Annotated in this window: 1 protein-coding gene; it reads right to left on the bottom strand. The window is 43.9% G+C overall.

Features of this window, described 5'->3' with window-relative positions:
- On the bottom strand, positions 1–776 hold a 776-nt coding region (locus AC3G7N_RS20835; protein WP_489424073.1), incomplete at both ends, for a homocysteine S-methyltransferase family protein.

The following is a 776-nucleotide window of genomic DNA, read 5'->3' as shown; positions in this document are numbered from 1 at the left end:
CCTTAAGTGTTTTGTCTTGGCCAAAAAGGAAATGTTTCTCCATATCGGGAGAGTACTTAGAGTTAATTGTTTCAACGCCTACCGCTTCTGCCACTGCTCGCAGCATTGCCGGCGATGCCCCACAGCATAAACCGAGGTAATTAATACCGATATCGTTAGCCTCTTTTGCCCACGCTGCCAGCTCATAGCGATTATGGTAAAGTGGATCAAGCGCAGTCGGAAAGGTTGTTTCTGTAGGTAAATTACAACCGCATCCTCCATCAGGTAAATTAAAGAATGTAGGGTTTTCTTCTGTTGTACGGTATGGTATAGGCAGGCCGGCTACATATCCATCGACATTTTTTCGTATTTCAGCAAGATACGGCTGCATCGTATCAGGGCCTCGAAAACAGTTCATCCCAACGACCAACGCACCTTTTTCAGAAAGTAGTTTGCAAGATTCATCAACCGTATAGCCATCCCGTAAAATGTTTTCTCCCATTAACCCGAGCGTAATGACTGCAGGCAGATTCTGTTTGCGGATTTCCTCAAACGCTATAAGAGCTTCTTCGTGGTAATAAAATGTTTCCCCATTCACGAAGTCAACCTCCTCTTCTTTGCACCATTTCACCATTTCCGCAAATATATTTCTTACTCTGGCCCTTGATTCAGAATCTTCGGGATCAAAAATATTCGTATTTGATATATTCCCGGCCACTAATGCTTCTTCTTTCGGATGTTCCTTGGCAACTTCTTTTGCTAGCCGGATGGCACTTCGATTTAATGGCTCTAGTGAC

This window comes from Virgibacillus carmonensis (assembly GCF_057836705.1).
The sequence above is the reverse complement of the archived record's forward strand: the minus strand, read 5'-3'. Positions and strand labels throughout refer to the sequence as shown.